Below are 22,910 nucleotides of genomic sequence, written 5' to 3'. Positions count from 1 at the left end.
ACAGACAAGTCTATTCGGTCACGCCGACATGGCCGGCATCGTCGTGCGGACCCGGCTTCCCGGTGATGTCCCGGTACCAGTTCCACGCGGAATTGTCGGTCAACGAGGCAACTTGGTCGATCACGGCGCGCAGTCGCCCGCCGTCGTCCGCGGCCTGCTCGTGGTCGCCGCGGAACGCCGGATCGAGCGACCCCGGATTGTCATAGGCGTAGTCGACGAGCGCCACAATCACGTCGCGCTGCGTCGATTGGATCGACTGGCGGCGCTCATTCACCATCACGGAAATGGTCGCCAAGCCCTTGAGCACGCTGATTTCGGTGACCGTATCGTGCGGCACCACCAGATCGGCGTCGTACCGGCACAGCGGCGCGCGGCCGTGCACGGCCCTGGTCGCCACCTCGGCGGCCAGGCAAAAGCGGCCGATCAGCTGGCTTGCCATATTCTTCAGCGCCGCTTGCGACCGACGCGAGCCGTCCAGCCCGGCCGGCCAGAAGTCGAGCGACTGCAGCCGGTTGAGCGCCTCCACCAATTCGATTTCGTCGGTGCCGGGCAGATACCAGGCCCGCGTCGTCTTGATCAGCTTGTCGACGTTCTCCTCGTCCGTGAGCTCGCCGAGCTTGAGCGCCCCGGCCATGACCGCGTCCTCCACGTCGTGCACCGAGTACGAGATGTCATCGGCCAAATCCATCAATTGCGCTTCCAGGCACCGGGTGCGTTCCGGAGCGTTCTCGCGCAGCCAGGTGAAGACCGGCATATCGTCGGCGTAGACCCCGAATTTCTGTATCCGGGACGATTGGCCCGAGGGTGCCGGAGCCTGCTCGACCGGCCACGGGTATTTGGCGACGGCGTCCAGCGTGGCGCGCGTCAAGTTCAAGCCGGCCGACGTCCCGTCGGCGCGCACGATCTTCGGTTCGAGACGGGTCAGCAGCCGCAAAGTCTGCGCATTACCTTCGAACCCGCCGATGTCGACGGCCAAATCGGACAACGCGGTCTCGCCGTTGTGTCCGAACGGCGGATGCCCCAGGTCGTGAGCCAGACAGGCCGTGTCGACGATATCGGGATCGCAGCCGATGGACCGGGCAAGTTCGCGGCCGATCTGCGCCACTTCGAGGCTGTGGGTGAGCCGCGTGCGCACAAAGTCGTCGAACCCGGGCGACAGCACCTGCGTCTTGTCCCCGAGCCGCCGAAGCCCCGACGAATGCAGCACCCGCGCGCGATCACGCTGGAAGTCCGTGCGACGAGAGTTCTTGGTGCTCTCGTGCGCCCACCGCTCCCGATCAAGGACGCCGTAATGAGGCGAGCGCGGCGCGTTGGGCGAGAATTCGAAAAGTGAGTTGGCGATTGTCTACTTCACCCTCCCGAAATACCGAGTTCGGCGGTGGACAGCAGGTCACGGAACGATCCGGTCAATTCACGTTCGTTCAGCCACCCGTCCGGCAACGCCGGACGTTTCGGGCTGCCGGCACGCCCGCGCGGGCCTTCGGCACCCTCGGCCGGGTAGCCCTGATCCAAGTCGAGCGCGGCCAACTTGTCGCGAAGTTCGCCAAGCGTCGAGACAAGCGCCAAGCCGCGCCTGGCCTCGCCTCCGACGGTGTAGCCCTTGAAATACCAGGCCATGTGTTTGCGGATATCGCGCATGGCACGCCGTTCGTCACCGTAATGCTCGATCATCAGCTCGGCGTGACGATATACGGTGCGGGCAACGTCGCGCAGCCCCGGCTTGATGCGGGTCGGATCGCCGGCGAAGGCCGCCGCCAAATCCGCGAACAGCCAGGGGCGTCCTTGGCAACCGCGCCCCACGACGACGCCGTCGCAGCCGGTACGCGCCATCATGTCAACGGCGTCCTCGGCCGAGAAAATGTCCCCGTTGCCCAGAACCGGAACCGTATCGCCGAGCGAGTCCTTCAGCGCCGAGATCGCTTCCCAATCCGCAGTGCCGGAATAGAAGTCGGCGGCAGTGCGTGCGTGCAGCGCCACTGCCGCGACGCCGGCGTCGCGAGCTATTCGCCCGGCGTCCAAAAACGTCAGATGATCGTCGTCGATGCCCTTGCGCATCTTGATGGTCAGCGGAATCCCGCCGCGGGAGGCCTCCGTGACGGCCGCCCTCACGATGGCCGTGAACAAGTCGAGTTTCCACGGAAGTGCCGACCCGCCGCCGCGCCGAGTCACCTTCGGGACGGGGCATCCGAAGTTCAAGTCGATATGGTCGGCCCGATCCTCGTCGACAAGCATCCGCACGGCGGCCGCGACAGTCGCCGGGTCGACGCCGTACAGCTGCACCGATCGGGGCCGTTCGTCGTCGGCGTGCTCGACCAGCCGCATTGACTCGGGCGTGCGTTCGAGCAGCGCGCGGGACGTGATCATTTCCGAGACGTAGAGGCCGGCACCGTATTCGCGGCACAACCGGCGGAACGCCGCGTTCGTGATGCCGGCCATCGGGGCGAGCTCGACTGGGGTATCGAGGGTAATGGGGCCGATCTGCAAGGGCCTGGCCGGGGCAAGCGTTTCCGTCACCCTTCCAGTATCCCAACCCGCGCAAATCGGAACGCCCGTCCGGCTTTCCGCCTGGGCCGCGGTGTTCCGCCTGGGCCTTTGGCGTGCCATAGGCCCACGCGCAATACGGATCCCTACGCGGAAGGTCCAGCCGCGCCGCATCGTTCATCGTTCATCGGCGGTACTGTCAACTCGGGAGGACACATGAGCCGGGGAGGACATATCAGGCAGACCCACGCCGTCACGAACCAGCCGCCGCCGCGCACCGGCGTCAACGAGTTCACGGCGAGCAGCGCACTTGTCGAAGGGGTCAAGGCTTTGGACGCCGGCTGGGACGCCGACCGGCTGACGGAGATCGGTGCCCACGTCGGGTCGGCGGAATTCCAAGATCACGCTCGACGAGCCCAGACCCGTCCGCCGGTACTACGCACCCACGACAAATGGGGCAACCGCATTGACGAGGTCGATTACGATCCGAGCTATCACTCGGTGATCGCGGACGCCGTCCGGTACGGCGCGCACACCTCCGCATGGGCCGAGCCGGGCCCGGGCGCCACGGTGGCACGGGCCGCCGCATTCATGCTGTTCGCGCAAATAGAGCCGGGCCACGCCTGCCCGATCTCCATGACGCACGCCGCCGTGGCCAGCCTGCAGCACGCACCGTCCCTGGCCGAGGCCTGGATGCCGCGGCTCCTCTCGCGCCATTATTCCCCCGAGCTCAGCGCCGCCAAGCCGGGAGCGTTGATCGGCATGGCCATGACGGAAAAGCAAGGCGGCTCGGACGTGCGGGCGAACACGACACGGGCCGTGGACGCCGGCGGCACCTACGAGCTGACGGGCCACAAATGGTTTTGCTCGGCGCCCATGTCGGACGCGTTCCTCGTGCTCGCACAGACCGGCGACCCGGGCTCGGGGACGGCGCGCCCGTCCTGCTTCCTGGTCCCCCGGCTGACCCCCGACGGGGAGCGCAATCCGTTCCGCATCCAACGGTTGAAGGACAAGCTCGGCAACCGGTCCAACGCCTCCGCCGAGGTCGAATTCGACGGCACGCTCGGCGCGCTGGTCGGCGAAGAGGGACGCGGCGTCCGCGCCATCATCGATATGGTGTCTCGGACCCGGCTGGACTGCGTGCTCGGCAGCGCCGCAGGCATGCGCCAGGCCGTTGCCGAAGCGCTGTGGCACACCCGGAGCCGGACGGCGTTCGGCGCCCGCCTGGTCGACCAGCCCGCCATGACGGCAGTGCTCGCCGATCTGGCGCTCGAGGCCGAAGCCGCGACCCTCACGGGCCTGGTATTGGCCCGCGCGCACGACAACGACGCCGACGACGAGTCGGCGGCGTTCCGCAGACTTGCCGTGCCGGTCGCCAAGTACTGGATCACCAAACGCGGCCCCGGGCATGCGTACGAAGCGCTTGAATGCTTGGGAGGCAACGGCTATACGGAAGACTTCCCGCTGGCCATGCGGTACCGTGAGCAGCCCGTGATGGCGGTCTGGGAAGGGTCTGGCAATGTGATGGCCCTTGACGTGTTGCGTGCGCTCGCCCGCGATGAAAACGCCGTCGAGGCGTTTGGCGCCTATCTCGGTGCCACCGCCGGCGTCTACGCCGACTACGACGCCGAACTGGAACACATGAAGACAATGCTTGCCGCGGTCGGCAAGTCGACGAGCGAGGGCGACGCCGCTGCCTTGGCCCGGCCGCTGACGGCGTCCATGGCGGTTTTGCTGCAGGCGGCAGTGATGTTGAAGCTGGCGCCGAGTCCGGTGGCCGAAGCGTTCATCGGCGCCCGGCTCGTGCCGAATCGGACCGGCCTGTACGGGGCGCTTCCCCGCGGTCTCGACCTCGCGGCAGTTCTGGAGCGCAGCTGACCGGCTACAACCAGCCGTTCTGTTCGGCGATTCGCACTGCCTCGGCACGCGTGCGTGCCCCGGTCTTGCCCATCGCGGCCGACAGGTAATTGCGCACCGTGCCTTCGGACAGACTGATGCCGCGCGCGATGTCGGCAATCGTCCCGCCACTGCGGGCCGCGCCCAAGGCGTCGGCTTCGCGTTCGGTCAGCGGCGAATCGCCGCTCGTCAAGGATTCGGCAGCCAGGGTCGGATCGACGACGCGCAGCCCGGCCGCGACTTTCCGGACCGCTTCGGCAAGCTCCCGGGCAGGCGTGTCCTTGACGACGAACCCGCTCACGCCCGCCCGCATGGCCCGGCGCAGATACCCCGGCCGGCCGAACGTGGTGACCATGAGCGTCCGCACGCCGGGCAGCCGCTCGGCCAACGCTGCCGCCGCGGCGATACCGTCCATTCCGGGCATTTCGACGTCGAGCACCGCGATATCGGGCGACGTTCGCTGCGCGGCCTCCACGATCTCGTCCCCGCGACCGACTTCCGCAACCACTTCGATGTCGGGTTCCAGACCCAGCAAAGCCGCCATGGCTCCGCGCACGAGCGCCTGATCGTCGGCCAGGAGTAGTCGGATCGGTGTCGTCACGTTAGTCCTTTGCTTCGTATTTGCAGGGAAAAGCCGCCAAGGTCCGATGTGCCGATACGCAGCAGTGCTCCGGCCGCTTCGACTCGTTCGCGCAGCCCATCCAAGCCGTTGGCATGGCAATGGGCGGAGCCGCTTTGCGGACCCGTTCCGTCGTCGGCCACTTCGATCATGTCGGGGCTCATTCGAACGCGGCACAGCGTCGCCCCCGAATGCCGGACGACGTTCGTGACGCCTTCGCGGATGATCCACCCGGCGAGCTCCCGATATTCGGCCGGCAAGGTATCCGTTGTCGTGGGAAGGTCGGCCGTGATGCCGGCAGCTTCCAGGACCGCCCGGGCATTCGCCAGTTCGCTGACCACGTTCACGTCGCGATAGCCCGCAACGGTGGCACGCACGTCGGTCAGGGCAGCACGTGAGAGTTGCTCGACGTCGTTGATCTCGGCCTTGGCCCGGATCGCATCGCGCTCGACAAGCCGTCCCGCCAATTCCGCCTTGACCGTGATCACCGTGAGCGAATGTCCAAGAATGTCGTGAATATCGCGGGCGACCCGACCGCGCTCTTCTTCGACGGCGAGGGCGGCCATTCGGTGTTGAGTGGCCCGCAGCTCATTCACGGTGGCGATCTGGCGGGAGAAGCCGGCCATCATCATCGATATCGACGCGATGATGGCCGGCAGCGGAACCAGATCGGGCCCGCGGACTCCACCGCAGTATTCGAACCCCACCGCCATCAGCGCAATCAGCGCGACGAGTCCGGCAGTCGTGCGCATGGTGAACATGCTCATGGCGGCGATCGTGCCGACGAATGCCCAGGTGCCGGCCACGCTCCACTGCATGATCGGCCAGAACCCCAACGTCAGAGCCCAGAATCCGAGCACCACCCAGATGCGGTGCTCGGGCCGAAGCCACCAGGTCAACGGCACGCAGATTTCGAAGGCCGCGGCGAAGACGACGAGGAAAAAGCCGACGCCCAGACCCACCCAGATGTTCGGGACCCGCGAAAAATACTCAACCCCGAGGAACACCAACCAGGCAAGAGCAAATATGCCGCCGAAGTACCATTTGCGTGCCCCCGGAAAAGTCAGCGCCCGCCACAGCGTGACGTCCGAGTCGCGTCCGTATGGCCCCTGGTATCCGGGGCCGAGCGGCCCGGTGCCGAACTCGTCGCGATCGGCAGGTTCCGCCCGGTCTGCCGTCACGCGCTCGACGTCGGGGTTCATGATGTTCAATGTACCGCGATCCCGGTCAGACACGCCTGGTGTCTTTGCGGAAGAGCAGCACGGTTCCGGCCGTGAAGACGACGAGCCAAGCAATGGCGTTCAACAGGGCGAGCGGTTCGAAGCCGTCACCGGTCAACGGCGCGCGCGACAACTCGCCGATACCGTACACGGGCGTCCATTTGGCGACCTCCTGCAGCACGTGCGGCATCATCGACACCGGATAAAACAGCCCGCCGATGAACGACAGGAACACGACGACGAGGCTGACCAGCTGCATGGCGTTCTCACTGGGCACCATATAGCCGATCATCAGCCCGAGGGCCGTGAAGACAAGCGATCCGAGGATCCACGCGCCGAGGCCGGAGAGCACCCAGTCGCTCACCGACATCCGGACGCCGCTGACGGCGCCGGCGATATATGTCGCACCGACGGCGATCAGGCCGAGAGCGAGGCCGGCGACGATTTTCGTGGCGATGCCGGCGACCGGGTTCAACGGCGTCAGTCGCAGTTGCCGGCTCCAACCGAGCGAGCGTTCGACGGCGACCGCCCCGCCTGCTGCGGTGGCGGACATCATGGCGCCGTAGAGCGCCATCGACACCATGATGTACGCCGCAATGCTGAGTCCGCCCTGGTCAATCGGCACATGCGTCAGCGGCGCGTGCCGTTGCGGGTAACCGGACACGAAATACATGCCGACCGGGAAGATCAACGTGAAGATCAGTGTGCGCCGGTTGCGTAGCTTGCGGCGCAGCTCGATCCACAAGAATGTGGGATTGAAACCACCGAAGCGGGGAACCTTTCGGTCGAGAGTCACTGGATTGCGGGCTATGGCGGACATGGGAAATCCTTTGGTTGTCGGCTGGGCTAGTTGCCGGCGCCGGTCAGGGCGACGAATGCGTCTTCGAGATTGTGGGAGGTGATCTCCATGTCGCGCGCGTCGGTCGTCGTCAGGAGATGGCGAGCGACGGCGTCCGACTCATTGGTGGAGATCACGACGGAGTCGGCGCGCCGTTCGACGGATTCGACGCCGGGGATCGCAGCAAGTTGTTCGTCGGTGAGCCCGGGGACCGTGGCACGAACTATCCGCCCCGAGGCGAGGTTCTTGATTTCGGCAGCCGACCCGTCGGCGACGATCTGCCCTTCCCGGATCAGGATGATGCGGTCGGCGTAGGCGTCCGCCTCATCGAGATAATGCGTGGCGAATAGCACAGTCCTGCCGCGTTGGGCGTCCCGGCGGATCGAATTCCAGAAGTCGCGTCGTCCTTCGACGTCCATCCCCGTGGTCGGTTCGTCGAGGATGAGTAGGCCGGGATCCGACAGCAACGCCATGGCGAACCGGAGACGTTGTTGCTGCCCGCCTGAGCATTTGCCGACCATCCGACCGGCGACGTCGGTGATGCCGGCGCGCTCCAGCACTTCGTCCACGGGACGCGAGTCGGCGAAAAGCGTCGCGGTCAATTGGACGGTCTCGCGGACTGTGAGATCTTTCAGCAGGCCGCCGGATTGCAGGACGGCGGACACTTGGCCGCGTGCAATGGCGCCGCGCGGCGAGCGGCCGAACACGCTGACCGTACCGGTGTCGGGCTTGGCCAGGCCGAGCAGCATGTCGATGGTGGTGGTCTTACCGGCGCCGTTCGGCCCGAGGAAGGCGACGATTTCGCCCGGCGCGACCTGCAGATCGATACCGTTCACGGCGCGGACCGAGCGGAAGGATTTGGTGAGGCCGCGGGCATCGACGGCGTACGGCGCGGCCGGGCCGGGAGTGGGATCGGCGATGGCCGGTGCCAGTGCCTGAGCTGCTTTGTTCATACCTCCATGCTGTCGGCGTCGACCCGTTCGGCCCGCACACGTCCATCACGACTTCGAGATGACATCCGTCAGGTGCCGAACGTCGGCATCACCGGTCCGGACGTCAGGGAGCTTCAGGCGCCGCTGAGGCTCCTGAAGCTCGATTCGCGTTGCCGTGGCGACGGTCAGGCTCCCGACGGATGATGCATGTGGTGATGTGCATCGACGCTGAGCGGTGCGGCCCACAGCGACGCCGCGAGTGCGATCAGTCCCCCAGCCCACGCAACGGTAGCCATCGTCTGCGCCCCGGAGAATCCGGCGACCCACGGCGATATGATCAACAACAGGCCGAGCGCTACCTTCACGTACTCCATGACGACCAAACCGGGCATTGCCAACGAAATCAGCGCAGCGATGATCAATAGCGTGCCGAGCGCGACAAGTGACGATGTTCCGGCCGTCCCGGCCAGGCCGAACAGCGCAACGGCTGCGGCAACCACGCCGACGGCCAGCGTTACCCAGTCCTGCCAGCGATTCCACGTTTTCATTGCTTCCACCTTCCTTGAATTCGGATCCCTCCGACTCTTTCGTTCTACTCTTGATTGACCGCCCGGTCAATAACGGTGAGCAGGCAACGGCAGGACCGTGCCGAATTGTGGCGCAGTGATCCGAAATCCGTGCCCGAACGAGGGCACATGCTGCCGGCCGAGACGCATTCCACGCTTGCCGTAGCCGGTGCTCCCGATCAGCGAGGACGACGTCCGGCCGGTCTCAGGCGCCGACCAGGCCCTGCGCCAAGTATCCGGCCGCCTTGCTGAGCGAGACCCGCTCTTGGGTCATGTCGTCGCGGTGCCGGATGGTGACGGCGTCGTCGTCCAGGGTGTCGAAGTCGACGGTGATGCAGTACGGCGTGCCGATCTCGTCCTGCCGGCGGTAGCGGCGCCCGATGGCGCCGGCGTCGTCGAAGTCGACATTCCAGCTCCGACGCAACTCGGCGGCAAGCGCCTTGGCCTTGGGCGAGAGTTTCTCGTTGCGCGACAACGGCAGCACCGCGGCCTTGACCGGCGCGATGCGCGGGTCGAGACGCAGCACCGTGCGCTTGTCGACGCCGCCCTTGGTGTTGGGAGCCTCGTCTTCGTTGTACGCGTCGACCAGGAAAGCCATCAGCGAGCGGGTCAGCCCGGCCGCGGGCTCGATGACGTACGGCGTCCAGCGTTCTCCGACCGTCTGGTCGAAGAAGCTCAGGTCGACGCCCGAATGCTCGGCATGGGTGCTGAGGTCGAAGTCGGTGCGGTTCGCGACGCCTTCAAGTTCGCCCCATTCGGATCCGGTGAAACCGAACCGGTATTCGACATCGACAGTGCGCTTGGAATAGTGCGACAGCTTTTCCTGCGGATGTTCGAACAATCGCAGGTTCTCCGGGTCGATGCCCAAGTCCGTGTACCAGTTCTTACGGGCATCGATCCAGTACTGGTGCCATTCCTCGTCGTCTCCCGGCTTGACGAAGAATTCCATCTCCATCTGCTCGAATTCGCGGGTACGGAAGATGAAGTTTCCCGGCGTGATCTCGTTGCGGAACGATTTGCCGATCTGCGCGATGCCGAACGGGGGTTTCTTACGCGACGTGCCCAGGACGTTGGCAAAGTTCACGAAGATGCCCTGCGCCGTTTCGGGCCGCAGGTACGTCATGCCCTCTTCGGCTTCGACGGGGCCCAAGAAAGTCTTCAGCAGGCCGGAGAACTCCTTCGGCTCGGTGTATTCGCCGCGCACGCCGCAGTTGGGGCACGGGACGCCGGCGAGGCCGCCTTCGGGTTCGCGTCCCTTGCGCTCCGTGAATTCTTCGATGAGCTGATCGGCGCGGAAACGCTTATGGCACGACTGGCACTCGACGAGCGGATCGCTGAACACGTCGACGTGTCCGGAGGCCTCCCAGACGCGGCGCGGCAGGATCACCGAGGAGTCGAGACCGACGATGTCGTCCCGGCTCGTCACCATCGTGCGCCACCATTGACGCTTGATGTTCTCCTTCAACTCCACGCCCAGGGGGCCGTAGTCCCAGGCCGAGCGGGTACCGCCGTAGATCTCGCCCGCCGGAAAGACGAATCCGCGGCGCTTGGCAAGCGCCACGACGGAATCAAGTCGGCTGGGGTTTGATGCCACGGTTGTCCGTACTCCTTGTGTTCGGTGCCCGGCCCGTCGGAGCCGGCCGGCGTCGGTGCTTTGACTTCCGGACGCACCGCACGCTGCGTCCGGGCCCGGAAATCGGATGGTAGGCAACCAGACTAGCGGAGACCCGGCGCCGGGTGCACGCCGCGCTTCGGCGAACGCCGGACGCCGTGAAACGCACCACATGCCGTCCGGCTGCCGGTTGTCAATGCGACTATTCGGGCCGCTAGCCGGTAGGATGGTGGCACACCCAAAACATTTCCGGCTCAGCGCTGACTTTTTCAGCATGCCTTTCTCCGCCCGATGCATCGGCGGACAGTTCACGTGAGAACTCTCAAGGCCGCAGCCAAAGAGTGACGGCCGCATCAAGAATTGCGGCATAAGCGTGTATCTGTCTACGGAAGAAAAATATGAGCGAGAAATCCACGCCCGAGCAATCCGACTCCGCACAATCCGAAGTACCACCGTTTTCCGAACTCGGCATTGCCGCGCCGGTCTTGAGCGCTTTGGCCGACGTCGGCTACGAGACGCCGTCACCGATCCAGGCCGCCACGATCCCGCCGTTGCTGGAGGGCCACGACGTCGTCGGGCTGGCGCAGACCGGTACGGGCAAGACCGCCGCGTTCGCCGTCCCGATCCTGTCGCACCTGTTCGACACGCGCGCCGGCAAGACCGGCAACGCGCCGTCCGCCATCGTGCTGACGCCGACGCGTGAATTGGCGTTGCAGGTGTCGGAAGCGTTTACCTCGTACGCCGCGCACCTGCCGGATTTCACGGTGCTGCCGGTCTACGGCGGGCAAAGCTACGGCCCGCAGCTGCACGGACTGCGCCGCGGCGCGCAGGTCGTCGTCGGCACGCCCGGACGCGTCATCGACCATTTGAAGCGCGGATCGCTCGACCTGAGCGCGCTCCAACACCTGGTGCTCGACGAAGCCGACGAGATGCTGCGCATGGGCTTCCAGCAGGACGTCGAGGAGATCCTGGCGACGACTCCCGACTCTAAGCAGGTCGCGTTGTTCTCGGCCACGATGCCGAATTCGATCCGTAAGATCGCCGCGCAGTACTTGAACGATCCGCGCGAAATTATCGTCAAGTCGAAGACTACGACCGGTGCCAATACTCGCCAGCGATTCCTCACCGTCATGCACTCGCACAAACTCGACGCCCTGACTCGCATTTTCGAGGTCGAGGACTACGACGGCGTCATAGTCTTTGTGCGCACCAAGCAGGCCACCGAAGAACTTGCCGACAAGCTGCGGGCCCGCGGAATGTCAGCAGCCGCCATCAACGGTGATATCCCGCAGCAGGCGCGCGAACGCACCATCGGGCAGTTGCGCAGCGGCGCCGTTGACATCCTTGTCGCCACCGACGTGGCGGCCCGCGGGCTCGACGTCGAGCGCATCTCGCACGTCGTCAACTTCGACATTCCGATGGACACCGAATCGTATGTCCACCGCATTGGCCGTACCGGACGCGCCGGTCGCACCGGCGAGGCGATCTTGTTCGTCACGCCCCGCGAGCAGCGCATGCTCAAGTCCATCGAACGCGCTACCCGTCAGCCGATCGGCAAACTGGAAATGCCCAGCGTCGAGGACGTGACGAACTCGCGAATTGCGCGGTTCACCGGCCGGATCACCGATGCGTTGAGTTCGAAAGACCTCACCGAGTTGCGCGGCGTCATTGAAAATTACGAACAGTCCCACGACGTGCCGGCCACGGAAATCGCTGCCGCTCTTGCGGCGATGGTGCTCGACGGAAAACCGCTGACCGCTCCCCCGATCCCCGAACCGGTCGCCAAGCCTCGCGGGGTCGGCGCCGGCAAGCCAGGCAGTCGCGGCGACCGCGGCCACGGGCCGGGGCCGGGCCGGTCCACCTACCGCATTGCGCTGGGCCGGGTGAACCGGGTCCAGCCGGGTGCGATAGTGGGTGCCATCGCCAACGAAGGCGGCCTGACGTCGTCCGAGATCGGGCATATCGACATCCGATCCGACCACACGCTTGTCGATCTGCCGACCGAATTGCCGGAGTCGGCATGGCACGCGCTGAAAAAGACTCGCATTGGCGGCGAACTGATCAAATTGCGCAAGGACACCGGCCGGCCCGGCCGCTCCGATGACCGCGGCGACCGTCGGGACGACCGCGGCAGCAAGCCGTTCCGGTCGAAGAAACCGTTCAAATCGGGCGACCGGCACGAATCGTCGCACGACCGCGGCGACGCCGGACGCAAGGTCTACCGTGATCAGGGCTTCCGTACCGGTAAGCAAGCGGGCCGAAAGCCCCGCACCAAGGTTGCCGGGCGCAAGAACTCCTAACAGCCCGGTTTGAACCGGATCGCGCGGGCCTAATCGCACCGGCGGTACCGTGGGGTTCATGAGCAAGCCAACGACGGGCATGATCGGCGGCGAGGACTTTGCCGTCCCGATCACGGACAGGTACTTCGAAGACTACGAGCCGGGCCGAACCTTCCGGTACGGCTACGTCGTCATGGACGAGGGCGACATGCTCGCATTTGCCCGGCGCTACGACCCGCAGCCGTTTCACGTCGATCCGGCCGCTGCCGAGGAGTCGTACTTCGGCGGGTTGATCGCCAGCGGTTGGCACACGTCGTCGATCCTGATGCGTTTGTACGCCGATCATTATCTGACGCGCGTGGCGAGCCTCGGATCCCCCGGGATCGATGAGCTGCGCTGGCCCGCGCCGGTACGTCCCGGCGACCGCCTGCATCTGAAAGTCCGGGTCGCCGAGGCGCGGCTTTCGCGCTCGAAGCCCGACCGCGGCATTGTGCGTACGGACGCCGCCATGATCAATCAGGACGACGTCGCCGTCCTGACGCTCACGGCCGTCAACTTGATCTACACGCGGGCGTCCCACGCCGGCTGACCCGGTGCCGCCCGCCACTTGCAGAACGCGCCGCGCCGTCGGGAACGCGCCGTTATGACGGCGCGTTCCCGACGCGGCGGCGCGTTTTGCGGGTCGATGCTACGAAGTGTTGTCGACCGCTCCGCCGTAACGTCGATCCCGTTCGGCGTAGGTTTCAATGGCCGCCCACAGGGTCCGCCGGTCGACATCCGGCCACAGCACATCCTGGAAAACCATTTCGGCGTATGCGCTTTGCCACAAGAGGAAATTGGACAGCCGCTGTTCGCCGGAGGAGCGCAAAAACAGGTCGACCGGCGGCATCTCGGGCGAATACAGATATTTGGCAATGAGCTTCTCGTTGATCCGCGACGGTTTGATGATGCCGGCGCGGGCATCCTCGGCGATACGCGTCACGGCGTCCGCGATCTCAGCCTGACCGCCGTAATTGACGCAAAATTGGAGCGTCAAGGTTGAATTGCCGCGCGTCTCCTCCTGCGCCGACGTGAGTTCGTCAATGACGCTCTTCCACAGCCGGCCGGGCCTGCCGGACCAAACGATACGCACGCCCATCGCGTTCAGTTCCTTGCGCCGCCGACGGATCACGTCGCGGTTGAACCCCATGAGAAAACGGACCTCGTCCGGCGACCGACGCCAGTTCTCGGTGGAAAACGCGTAGGCCGACAGGTACGGCACGCCGATTTCGATGGCGCCCTGGATGACATCCAGCAGGGCCGGCTCCCCTGCTTCGTGGCCCGCAGTGCGAGGCAGCCCGCGCGCGTTGGCCCACCGGCCGTTCCCGTCCATGACGATGGCCACGTGTCCCGGCAGAACTGCTTTGGGGATGGACGGCGGGCGCGCTCCCGACGGGTGGGCCGGCGGCGGAGTGACGGTTCGCGGGTCTCGCTTGACGACTCCGGCGGGGGCGGCCTTTTTGCCCGGCGTCATGCGCGTTCGACCATTCGCAGGGACCGCAGTCCGCGTTCGAGATGCCATTGCAGATAGGCGGATACGAGACCGCTTGCCTCACGCTGGGCGCGGGCCGGAGCGGCGTCCGCGGTCTGCCAGTCACCTCCGAGCAGCGCCGCCAGCAGACGGAACGTGTCCGGAGCCGGGGCAGCCGAACCGGGCGGGCGGCACTCGCTGCACACGGCTCCGCCCAGGGCCGGAGTAAATGCGCTGTGCGGGCCGGGCCGCCCGCAACGGGCGCAGTCGACGAACGACGGGGCCCAGCCCGCCACGGCCAGCGCCCGCAACAGATACGCATCGACGATAAGGCTTGGCGCATGAGCGCGGGTCGCCAAGGACCGGAGTGCTCCGACGACGAGCCAGTACTGCTGCAGCGTCATCCCATCGGCTTCGGTCAGCCGGGTGGTGGTCTCAACGATCGCCGTAGCTGCCGTGTAGCACGAATAATCCGATGCGATTGATCCACCGAAGGGCTCGAGCGTCGCGGCTTGCGTGATGATGTCAAGATTGCGGCCGCGGTGCAATTGCACGTCGATCAGCATGAACGGTTCAAGGCGTGACCCGAACTTCGATTTCGTCCGGCGCACTCCCTTGGCCACGGCGCGTACTTGTCCGTTGTTCCTGGTCAGCATGGTGACGATGCGATCGGCTTCGCCCAGTTTATGGGTGCGAAGGACTATCGCATCGTCACGGTATAAGCTCACCGGTCCATTGTCTCAAATCGACCGGGGGTTGTCGCGTTCCTGCAGCACTTCCGCAAGTAGTGGCGATTGGCACGGCTCACGCCCCTTCCGTTTCCCTTCCGCCGAGTGGTGGCGAATGGCTGCAGAATCGGCGATTCTGCAGCCATTCGCCACCACTCGGCGGAAGGGGACAGCCGTTCGCCACCACTCGGCGGAGCCACGACAAGCGGCGGACCGATCAGCGGGTGGCGCGATTGACCGCCGAGATCACTGCCTTCAGCGTGGCGGTGGTGATGTTCGGGTCGAGACCGACACCCCACAGCACGCGATCGCCCACCACGCACTCGACATATGCGGCCGCCTGCGCGTCGCCGCCGGCCCCCATCGCGTGTTCGACGTAGTCCTGCACCCGCACGTCGACGTCGAAATCCTCGCTCAGAACGTTGACGAACGCCGCAACGGGCCCGTTCCCCCGGCCCGTGACGGTGTGCTCGTCGCCGTTCACGCTCATGTCCACGGTGAGAGTCTCCGAATTGCGCGGAGCATCATCGGCACCGGACTCGGTCCGCACGCCGGTCAGCGCAAACGTTCCCCACGCCGGCTGCTCGGAGTGCGTCGACGGCAGATATTCGTCCGAGAAGATCTGCCACAGCGTGGCCGCGGACACTTCACCGCCTTCGGACTCGGTACGGCGCTGAACGACTTGTGAGAATTCCACCTGCAGGCGACGCGGCAGGTCGAGCTGGTATTCGCTCTTGAGCAGATACGACACTCCGCCCTTGCCGGACTGCGAATTCACGCGGATGACCGCTTCGTAGCTGCGTCCGACGTCTTTCGGGTCGAGCGGCAGATACGGCATATCCCACTCGTACTGGTCGACCGAGATCCCCTCGGCCACGGCGCGGCGTTCGCGATCGTCGAAGGCCTTCTTGATGGCGTCCTGATGCGATCCCGAGAACGACGTGTAAACGAGGTCGCCGCCGTACGGGTGACGTTCATGGACGCCGATCTGGTTGCAGTACTCGACGGTACGCACGACTTCGTCGATGTTGGAGAAGTCGATCTGCGGGTCGACTCCTTGGCTGTAGAGGTTGAGCCCCAAGGTGACCAGGTCGACGTTGCCGGTGCGTTCACCGTTGCCGAACAGGCAGCCCTCGACGCGGTCGGCGCCGGCCATGACCGCCAGTTCGGCCGAAGCGACAGCCGTGCCCCTGTCGTTGTGCGTGTGCACCGACAAGGCGACGTCGTCCCGGTAGGGCATATTCCGGCTCATGTATTCGATCTGGTCGGCGAACACGTTCGGCGTCGACCGCTCGACCGTGCACGGCAGATTGACGACTGTCTCCCGGTCGGACGCCGGGCCCCACGTATCGAGGACGGCGCCCACGATCTCGAGCGCGAAGTCGGGTTCGGTATCCATGAAGATCTCGGGCGAATATTCGTACCCGAAATTGGAATCGGGCAGATACTCGGATGCATACTTCATGACGGCCTGTGTGCCTTGGACCGCGATGTTACGGCATTCGGCTCGGCCGTCACCGTCGAATCCGAAAACGACTTTCCGGAATACCGGTGCGGCGGCGTTATACATGTGGACGGTGGCGTTCTTGATCCCTTCGAGGGACTGCACCGTGCGTTCGATCAAGTCTTCGCGTGCCTGGGTGAGCACTGAAATCCGCACGTCGTCCGGAACCAGATCTTCGTCCACCAGATGCCGGACGAAGTCGAAATCGACCTGGCTGGCGGCCGGAAATCCGACTTCGATCTCCTTGTACCCCATCGACACGAGCAAGTCGTACATGCGGCGCTTGCGTTCGGGGGTCATCGGGTCGATCAGCGCTTGATTGCCGTCACGCAGGTCGGTGGTGAGCCAGCGCGGCGCCTTTTCAATCCGCTTGGTCGGCCACGTACGGTCGGGCAGATCGGCGTCGATGCGCGTATGGAAAGGCCGATATTTGTGTACCGGCATCGGAGTGGGCTGCTGGGTGTGGTGCATGATTCCTCATCGGTGTCGCTGGCTGGACTGAGCGGCCGACAGCACGAACTCCGCGACGAGGATTCGGCCTCTTAGAGGACCTCGGCGCGGCAGCGAAGGAGAAGCTGATGCGAGTGCACGTCATCAAAACTACTCGCTCGCGCCCCGACGCCGCAAGCTTTCGACGCCGGACGGCGCGTGCGCAGCCCGTCGTGGGCCGGCAAGGTAACAATATTGCGACACTCACTGACCGTTTCCGCGAAAGAGGCCGCGACCATCAGTACGCGGGTGCTAGGTTGACAACACTTCAACGACCAACGACTCAAGACTTCCGAGCGATCCAGGGCATTATCAGTGCGTATCAGCGGCCTCGCGGTCAAACACTCCGCTGCTCAAAAAGGGCTGCTGTCGGCGACCTTCCTGCTGGTGGCGGTCATCGCGGCGTTTTCCGTCGGCATAGCCGGATATCTGGACGCGGAATCTCAACAGGGCGTCCGATCGATTCTTGACTCCGGCCGCGCCAATTCGCGCGTGACGCAGATTCACACGCGTCTGGCGGACAATCGGACCAAGCAGGACCATGTGCTGGACTCGCTGCTGGCGGAGCAATTGCCGCCGAACAGTTATACGGTCCAGCGAAGTGTACGGATCGAGGGAGAGCCACTCAGGCAAATCGGGAACAAGCACGTCGATGCCGACCGTGACCGAACGCTGGCGATCGGCAATCTGCCGCATATACAATCACACGCTTCACTCGCTTCCGGAGTCTGGGCCTCGAATGCTCGAGCACCGGAAGCCGGCGAACCGGTACCGATCACTATCGATGCCGGTACCGCTCAGACGCTCGAAGTGCACACGGGTGACCTCATGACGGCGGGCGTCACGGGCCAAACGACGCACCTGAAGGTCGTGGGCACATATCGGAAAACCCACCCGAGCTCGACGTACTGGTACACCGCCTCCAGCTCGGCGAGTCAGAGCGCGGGACTGGCCATCACCGGCGCCTCTGCGCTCGCTGCGTTCGATTCGACGCCGACCGTGTATTGGACAATTCGGCCAAATTTGTCTTCGCTCAATCCGGACCAGATTGAGCCGCTCTTGCACGGGCTCGGAAATCTTGTGCCGCCGCTCAGCAATAATTCGGCGTTCAACGTGCGAGGCGTCTTGAGCGACGGAGAGCTGCAATCCACGCTTCGAACGATTTCGGCAGGGCTGAGGGCGTCACGAGCCATCGGCTCCGTTCCTCTTGTCCTCATTGCCATCACGAGCCTGGTGGCCTTATTCCAGGTAGCCAAGCTGCTCGCCGCGGCGCGGCAGGACGAGTACGCCCTGCTGCGCGTTCGAGGCATTTCCGCGCGCCAGGTGACGGGCCTGACGATCTTCGAGGCCGCAACTGTGGCCGCGGCTGGTTGCGTGGTCGGAAGTTGCGCCGGGCTCGTCGCCGATTGGGTGGCAACCGGAACATTGCGCACGTCGCCGCTCCTGCCGTTCATCACGGCCGGCGTATTCGTCGCCTCCACGGCTATTGTCGCTACGAGCGGTGTCCGCGGGGGCCGTCGTCGCCGTGATACGGGCGTCGGCGTCCGCGTGGAATCGGCGGTCGCGGCGGGCAGCGTGTTGCTGGTGTGCATCGCCGCAGTCATTTCGCTCACGCGGTTCCGAGCCGTCACCGGCTCGTCGATTGATCGCGCGGCATCGGCCGCTGACCCGCTGGTCATCGCGACTCCCGGATTGGTTTTGCTGGCACTCGCGCTACTGGCACTGCTTGCGTTCGGACCGGTCAGTCGCTTATGCCACCGTATCTCCGCTCGGCGGCCGAGTCTGCTGCCCGCTCTGCCGCTCGCCCAGGTCTCGCGCCGGATTCTCACGTTTGCGGTCCCGGTGGTCCTGACAGTGTTCGCCGTCGGCGGGCTCACGCTTGCGGCATCATATTCCGGCTCCTGGCAACCGGCTCAAAGATCATCGGCTCTGTTGGAAAACGGCGCTGCCGTGCGCATCACGCCGTCGCACGACGCAGCCACGGAAAGTCGCGAACTCAGCCAAGTAGTTCCCGACACCGTGCCTGTTCTGATCGAAAACACCGAGCTGAACAATAGCGCCGTCACCCTCACCTCGATTCCCCGGCGCGCCGTGACGGCCGTCATGCCGAATCCTGCCGGCGTGTCGATGAGCGACTTGCAGCAAAAACTGTCCCTCCCGGGGCCGGCTCCGTTGCATGGCATTCCGTTGCCGTCGAGCGCTCGGAAAGTCTCGCTGAGTGTCACGCTCACGGCGTCGTTGAACTTGAACAATCCGCGGTGGAGAGATCTCGGATGGCAACATTTCGGATCGTTTCAATCGCAGACGCGCATCACCGTAGCGAACGGCCACGGATCGCTGGCCGTTCTGGACCTACAGCCCATCGCGCTGACGAAGGCGCTCAGGCACGGCCCACAAAATCGCCACACGACCCTCACGGCTCGGCTGCCGGCCACCGACGGCAGTTGGCGCATCGTCGCACTCGACAGCTCGATCGGGGCCACGTTCGGGCCGGGTAGCTACAAATTCTCCGTCGACGATCTGCACAGCGTCGACCGGTCGGGACACGCGGCCGCCGTCGACATCCACGCCGTCGATTGGAAACCGCAACCGGACGCTTCCACTCCGGGTTATCGCGTCCGGGCCCGCGGCTTCGGATACGCCGGCAAAGTCGTGGACAGCACGAAGACCAGTACGGTGCGCCTGATGCCTCCCGGCCCGCGCCTCCCCGTGCCGGCCATAGTCAGTCAAAGCGCGCTCCCGTTGATCGACAAGCACGTCGGCGACATCGTGCATTTAGCAGATCCATCGGCACCCATCGATGCCACAATCGTGGACGCCGTCCCCGTCGTTCCCGGGACGACGACGAAACCGGCAGTGCTGACGGACCTCGCGGCGTACGAAGATTCACTGTTGCGCGCGGGCGCCGGTTTACCTCAGCCGAACGAAATCTGGGCGGCTTCGGACCGACCGGAGCAAACCGAATCGCGCGTGCTGGGCGTCGATCCTGCCGCCACAGTCAGCACACCGGATTCCGGAGTATCGAAGGAGCTGCTGACTCCCGTCAACGAGAGCTTTTGGGCCGGTGCCATCGGGTCCCTCCTACTGACCACGACGGCAATCATTGCTTTCGAGCTTTCCCTGTGGGGAAGACGCCGAACCGAGCTGATCTCGTTACGCGCCGTCGGTGTGTCACTGCGGCAACTCATCGTCAGCAGACGGGTTGAGCTTCTCGGCGTGACGAGTGCGGCAACGGCGGCCGGGATGGTGGCCGGCGCCGTCGTCGCAATAGGCGTCGTGGCCGGATTGACTCGATCAGCAATTCCACGATTGCCGGCGGAGTCGACAGTCCCACTGCACCTGGACCTGTGGTGGTGGCTCGCCTCCATCATCTTCTTCCTGATTTTGCTCGGCCTGATCAGTTTGATCAGCGGGATCCGCACCCGTCGCGAGTACACCGACACGGATATCCGGGAGGTGGGCCCGCATGGCGCGTAAATCGCGCACCGGCCTACCCGGTCTCCTGCTGAGACAAGCCGGATCGGCGCGAGGGGCCTCTGCGGTCGTCGTCATCATCGTTCTCGTCGTCTCGGCCTTGTTGGCTGCATGGCCGCGAGCCGTCGACCACATGTTCTCGGCCGAATTGCGACACGACGTCGACAACGTCTCGCCGAACCTCCGCAATATCGAAGTCACCACCACCGGCACGGCAATGCAACCCGGGCAATCGTCAAATCCCGACCGGTACGGGTGGAACGCAGCAACCGATGACGTCTGGGGCACCACCGCCGATCAGATGGCGCACATCAAGCGTTCCGCTCCCCTTCCGCTACGTCGGATGCTTGCCGCACCCACGTATGTCGCCTCCACCAATGATTACGAGATCAGCCCATCGGCGATGCATGCTGATCTGTCGGTTCGGTTCAACGCGGTTCCGGACATTCGCTCGAGAGTACACATCGTGCATGGACGACGGCCGAAATCCTATGACGGTGCACTGACCGACTCTCGCCCCGCGCCCATCGAAGTCATGTTATCGACGACAACAGCCAAAAAGATGGGGTGGAAGATCGGCCGGCAGCGGACGACCCGCACGAACACCGTGTCCGGCATCGGTCAGCTAGTCGTGCGACTCGTCGGCGAATTCCGAGCCGTCGATCCGGGAGCCGACTTCTGGGCGGCAAACTCCGGCAAACTGTATCCGAACATTCGAGAGCCGGCGAACGGTCCGAAGACCGTCGAGGGGGCGGCATTCATCAACCCCGCGGGATGGGGCGCGTTCACCGACTACGGGGCGGGGCTGACACTCCGCGCCCAAATCCCGCTGAAAACCGGATCTCTGCAGATTTCCGACGCACACACGATCGCAGCACAGTTGCGTTCATTCACGTCGCAGACCTTTCAGTACCCGGCGGTGAGCCAGTACCGGTCACCGACGGGGCGATCACTGTCAACTGGCGTCATCGAGACAATCGACGCCGTCACCGCCCGCGCCGCATCGACGAACAAAGTGCTGGCTTTGCTCGCTTCGGCACCGGTCGGGGTGGCCCTCGCCGTCCTCGCTCTGGCGTCAAGGATTTTCATCAACCGTCGTCGGCATGCGCTGACGTTGATTGCCGCACGCGGCGCCAGCAGCCTGCAACGCCGAGTGCCGATAGCGCTCGAGGGGCTGGCACTCGGCGTTCCGGCAGCAATCCTCGCCGTCGGAGGAGCGTACCTGCTGATCCCCGCACACACGACCGTCATGTCGCTGCTGCTTCCTCTCCTGGCCGGCGTGTTGCCGGGAATGTTCTTTGCCTGGACGGCGGGCGCCGACCCGACTCGTCCGCAACGATCCGACCTGCAGCTCGGCTCGCCCAGTCACTTGAGATGGATCGTCGAAATGCTCGTACTGGTCGCGACGGCCGCCTCTGTCTATCTCGTGTCGCGGCAGGGCGCGGCGGGTGGCGCGGCCGCGCGAATCGACCCACTCATCGCCGTCACCCCGTTGCTTCTGGCGCTCTCCGTGTGCGTCGTCGCTCTTCGACTCTTCCCCATCCCGATGCTGATGGTCACGAGGGGGCTGGGGCGAGGCCGCGGCTTAATCGGTTTCCTGGGCTCCGCGCGGTCAGTCCGTGAACGTCACGCGGGTTTCATTCCGGCGCTCGTCCTCATCGTCGGATTCGGCACCGCCGCGTTCTCGGGCATTATGCTCTCAACGGTTCAGGACGGCATCGCCGACGCCGCCCAACAGCGCGTCGGGGCAGACGTGCAAGTCAACGGACCGGTCTTCAGCCGGAAAAAGCTCGCCGCAATTCGAAAAATACGTGCCGTGGACGTCGCCGCTGCGGTGTCGGACCAGGGTCTTGTGACCATCTGGGCCCCCAACAATTCCGCGCTTGAAACCGGTAACGTTCGACTGTTCGTCGCCGATCTCGCCGATCTGGCCGACGTGCAACAATCCTTGCCGGGCGGTATCCGTGAACCCCGACAGACATCCGTCGGGGCCGGCCGGCAGATACCGGTGATAGCCGGAACCGGCGTCAGCACCAAACAGACGCATGTCGCACTCAGCCCCGAACACAGCGTCGCCTTCGACTACGTGCAGGTGCAACCCCACGCTTTCGGCATCACCGCGGGCGATAACTGGATCCTGATGGACTCCGCGGCGTATGCGAAAGTCATGGGCCTGCACAACCTCTTTCCGACTACGCTGCTGGCCTCGACCGGACCCGGAGTCTCGGACCGTGTAGCGGCACGGCAGCTTCGCGCCGTCGTCGGATCGGACGCCAGCTATGCGACCCGAGAGTCCGAAGCAGCATCGATCAACAGCCAACCGTCGACTCGAGCGCTGCAGGTCGGTTTGGCGATCTCCCTGGTTCTGTCGGCGGCCTTGGCGGCGGCAGCCACTGCGATGATGCTCATCGTCGCGGCGCCCGCTCGGGACCGGCTTGTCGCAATTCTCCGTTCGTACGGCGTCAGCCGACGGCAAAGCGGCCTACTCGTCCTGTGGGAGATCGGGCCGGTCATTGTCACGGCGGCGATCGCCGGAACTCTTCTCGGTTGGCTTCTTCCGCTACTGACGACCGCCGTCGTCGACTTCCGGCCGTTTACGGGCGGCCAGGCAGTTCCCACGCCGAGCGTCGACCCGCTGATCATGAGCGGTTCCTTTGCCGTATTCATCGGAATCGTGACTATCGGCGTTACCATGGCCATCCGCATCGCGAGCCGGGTCTCGCCGGCGGCTGTACTGAGAGCCAACGAGGAAAGGTGATCGA

General features: G+C 65.0%; 16 protein-coding genes. 5 read left to right on the top strand and 11 right to left on the bottom strand.

What is annotated here, in order from left to right:
* Positions 1-10: 10 nt before the first annotated feature.
* Both BJY26_RS12525 and dusB read right to left on the bottom strand, forming a co-directional pair.
* Complete coding sequence (locus tag BJY26_RS12525) at positions 11-1,342, bottom strand: deoxyguanosinetriphosphate triphosphohydrolase (RefSeq protein WP_179429951.1); 1,332 nt, start codon at positions 1,340-1,342, stop codon at positions 11-13.
* 8 nt (positions 1,343-1,350) lie between these two features.
* Positions 1,351-2,514, bottom strand: coding sequence for a tRNA dihydrouridine synthase DusB (gene dusB / locus BJY26_RS12520; protein ID WP_237248949.1), 1,164 nt, complete (start codon positions 2,512-2,514; stop codon positions 1,351-1,353).
* 183 nt (positions 2,515-2,697) lie between these two features.
* On the opposite strand from dusB, the gene BJY26_RS12515 reads away from it, so the two are divergent.
* Positions 2,698-4,359: an acyl-CoA dehydrogenase family protein gene (locus BJY26_RS12515; RefSeq protein WP_179428586.1), complete on the top strand. Its 1,662-nt coding sequence runs from the start codon at positions 2,698-2,700 to the stop codon at positions 4,357-4,359.
* A gap of 4 nt (positions 4,360-4,363) precedes the next feature.
* On the opposite strand, the gene BJY26_RS12510 is transcribed toward BJY26_RS12515, so the two are convergent.
* The 6 genes from BJY26_RS12510 to BJY26_RS12485 all read right to left on the bottom strand — a co-directional run bounded on the left by BJY26_RS12510 (position 4,364) and on the right by BJY26_RS12485 (position 10,146).
* Positions 4,364-4,978 carry a response regulator transcription factor gene (locus BJY26_RS12510; RefSeq protein ID WP_179428585.1) on the bottom strand — a complete coding sequence of 205 codons (615 nt, stop codon included), beginning with the start codon at positions 4,976-4,978 and terminating at the stop codon, positions 4,364-4,366.
* Positions 4,975-6,231, bottom strand: a complete 1,257-nt coding sequence (locus BJY26_RS19600) for a sensor histidine kinase (RefSeq protein ID WP_179428584.1) — start codon at positions 6,229-6,231, stop codon at positions 4,975-4,977. Before BJY26_RS19600 ends, BJY26_RS12510 begins: the two co-directional genes overlap by 4 nt.
* The gene (locus BJY26_RS12500) at positions 6,224-7,036 is read right to left on the bottom strand and encodes an ABC transporter permease (RefSeq protein WP_179428583.1); all 813 of its coding nucleotides are present in this window, start codon (positions 7,034-7,036) and stop codon (positions 6,224-6,226) included. The genes BJY26_RS19600 and BJY26_RS12500 overlap by 8 nt, the downstream gene beginning before the upstream one ends.
* A 26-nt stretch (positions 7,037-7,062) precedes the next feature.
* Complete coding sequence (locus tag BJY26_RS12495; protein WP_179428582.1) at positions 7,063-8,007, bottom strand: ABC transporter ATP-binding protein; 945 nt, start codon at positions 8,005-8,007, stop codon at positions 7,063-7,065.
* A gap of 164 nt (positions 8,008-8,171) precedes the next feature.
* A complete protein-coding gene (locus tag BJY26_RS12490; RefSeq protein WP_179428581.1) occupies positions 8,172-8,534 on the bottom strand; it encodes an SPW repeat domain-containing protein in 363 nt (120 codons plus the stop codon).
* A gap of 223 nt (positions 8,535-8,757) precedes the next feature.
* Positions 8,758-10,146 carry a glycine--tRNA ligase gene (locus BJY26_RS12485; protein WP_179428580.1) on the bottom strand — a complete coding sequence of 463 codons (1,389 nt, stop codon included), beginning with the start codon at positions 10,144-10,146 and terminating at the stop codon, positions 8,758-8,760.
* A 416-nt stretch (positions 10,147-10,562) separates the two neighbouring features.
* Between BJY26_RS12485 and BJY26_RS12480 the strand changes: the two genes are divergently transcribed.
* On the top strand, positions 10,563-12,464 hold the full coding sequence (locus BJY26_RS12480; RefSeq protein ID WP_179428579.1) for a DEAD/DEAH box helicase: 1,902 nt from the start codon (positions 10,563-10,565) through the stop codon (positions 12,462-12,464).
* A 58-nt stretch (positions 12,465-12,522) separates the two neighbouring features.
* Positions 12,523-13,032, top strand: a complete 510-nt coding sequence (locus BJY26_RS12475; RefSeq protein ID WP_179428578.1) for a MaoC family dehydratase — start codon at positions 12,523-12,525, stop codon at positions 13,030-13,032.
* 99 nt (positions 13,033-13,131) lie between these two features.
* Here the strand turns inward: BJY26_RS12475 and BJY26_RS12470 are convergent, their stop codons facing one another.
* The 3 genes from BJY26_RS12470 to leuA all read right to left on the bottom strand — a co-directional run bounded on the left by BJY26_RS12470 (position 13,132) and on the right by leuA (position 16,656).
* Complete coding sequence (locus tag BJY26_RS12470) at positions 13,132-13,956, bottom strand: isoprenyl transferase (protein WP_179428577.1); 825 nt, start codon at positions 13,954-13,956, stop codon at positions 13,132-13,134.
* The gene (recO, locus tag BJY26_RS12465; protein ID WP_179428576.1) at positions 13,953-14,681 is read right to left on the bottom strand and encodes a DNA repair protein RecO; all 729 of its coding nucleotides are present in this window, start codon (positions 14,679-14,681) and stop codon (positions 13,953-13,955) included. The genes BJY26_RS12470 and recO overlap by 4 nt, the downstream gene beginning before the upstream one ends.
* A gap of 217 nt (positions 14,682-14,898) precedes the next feature.
* Positions 14,899-16,656 carry a 2-isopropylmalate synthase gene (gene leuA / locus BJY26_RS12460; RefSeq protein ID WP_179428575.1) on the bottom strand — a complete coding sequence of 586 codons (1,758 nt, stop codon included), beginning with the start codon at positions 16,654-16,656 and terminating at the stop codon, positions 14,899-14,901.
* Positions 16,657-16,989: 333 nt separating this feature from the next.
* On the opposite strand from leuA, the gene BJY26_RS12455 reads away from it, so the two are divergent.
* The gene (locus tag BJY26_RS12455; RefSeq protein ID WP_179428574.1) at positions 16,990-20,151 is read left to right on the top strand and encodes an ABC transporter permease; all 3,162 of its coding nucleotides are present in this window, start codon (positions 16,990-16,992) and stop codon (positions 20,149-20,151) included.
* A complete protein-coding gene (locus BJY26_RS12450) occupies positions 20,141-22,906 on the top strand; it encodes an FtsX-like permease family protein (protein ID WP_179428573.1) in 2,766 nt (921 codons plus the stop codon). Before BJY26_RS12455 ends, BJY26_RS12450 begins: the two co-directional genes overlap by 11 nt.
* The last annotated feature ends 4 nt before the right edge of the window (positions 22,907-22,910 follow it).

This window comes from Spelaeicoccus albus, from assembly GCF_013409065.1.
Classification (GTDB): Bacteria; Actinomycetota; Actinomycetes; order Actinomycetales; family Brevibacteriaceae; genus Spelaeicoccus; species Spelaeicoccus albus.
Note: the sequence above shows the minus strand (reverse complement) of the source record. Positions and strands in the feature narration are given on the sequence as shown.

What these genes read in the sequence shown, in the direction of transcription:
- BJY26_RS12515 (WP_179428586.1), top strand. Translation starts at nt 2,698, where the DNA reads ATGAGCCGGGGAGGACATATCAGGCAGACCCACGCCGTCACGAACCAG.
- BJY26_RS12500 (WP_179428583.1), bottom strand. Translation starts at nt 7,036, where the DNA reads ATGTCCGCCATAGCCCGCAATCCAGTGACTCTCGACCGAAAGGTTCCC.
- BJY26_RS12495 (WP_179428582.1), bottom strand. Translation starts at nt 8,007, where the DNA reads ATGAACAAAGCAGCTCAGGCACTGGCACCGGCCATCGCCGATCCCACT.
- BJY26_RS12490 (WP_179428581.1), bottom strand. Translation starts at nt 8,534, where the DNA reads ATGAAAACGTGGAATCGCTGGCAGGACTGGGTAACGCTGGCCGTCGGC.
- BJY26_RS12480 (WP_179428579.1), top strand. Translation starts at nt 10,563, where the DNA reads ATGAGCGAGAAATCCACGCCCGAGCAATCCGACTCCGCACAATCCGAA.
- BJY26_RS12475 (WP_179428578.1), top strand. Translation starts at nt 12,523, where the DNA reads ATGAGCAAGCCAACGACGGGCATGATCGGCGGCGAGGACTTTGCCGTC.
- BJY26_RS12470 (WP_179428577.1), bottom strand. Translation starts at nt 13,956, where the DNA reads ATGACGCCGGGCAAAAAGGCCGCCCCCGCCGGAGTCGTCAAGCGAGAC.
- leuA (WP_179428575.1), bottom strand. Translation starts at nt 16,656, where the DNA reads ATGCACCACACCCAGCAGCCCACTCCGATGCCGGTACACAAATATCGG.
- BJY26_RS12450 (WP_179428573.1), top strand. Translation starts at nt 20,141, where the DNA reads ATGGCGCGTAAATCGCGCACCGGCCTACCCGGTCTCCTGCTGAGACAA.